Here is a 491-nt window from a genome sequence, read left to right as displayed (position 1 = left end):
CGGGCAGCCGCGCTTTACCAATGCCGAAAGGCGGTAAGGTGAGGAAAGTCCGGGCTCCACGGAAACACGGTGCCGGATAACGTCCGGCGAGGGCGACCTCAGGGAAAGTGCCACAGAAAGCAAACCGCCTGTCATGACAGGTAAGGGTGAAAGGGTGGGGTAAGAGCCCACCGCATCTCCGGCAACGGATATGGCACGGTAAACCCCANCCGGCGAGGGCGACCTCAGGGAAAGTGCCACAGAAAGCAAACCGCCTGTCATGACAGGTAAGGGTGAAAGGGTGGGGTAAGAGCCCACCGCATCTCCGGCAACGGATATGGCACGGTAAACCCCACCGGGAGCAAGACCGAATAGGGATGACGCGGCGGGCTGAAAGGTTCTCCGGCCGGTTTCCAGGCCAGTCATCCGGGTGGGTTGCGTGAGGCAGCGTGCGAGCGCTGTCCCAGAGGAATGGCTGCCACGTTCCGGTTCACGCCGGAGCCATACAGAAC

General features: G+C 61.8%; 1 other RNA gene. It reads left to right on the top strand.

The features are described from left to right. Positions 1–2: 2 nt before the first annotated feature. Positions 3–464, top strand: an RNA gene (gene rnpB, locus EF384_RS09635) — RNase P RNA component class A. Positions 465–491: the final 27 nt, after the last annotated feature.

Origin of the sequence: Aerococcus agrisoli (assembly GCF_003797145.1) — a bacterium.
GTDB lineage: Bacteria > Bacillota > Bacilli > Lactobacillales > Aerococcaceae > Aerococcus > Aerococcus agrisoli.
Note: the sequence above shows the minus strand (reverse complement) of the source record. Positions and strands in the feature narration are given on the sequence as shown.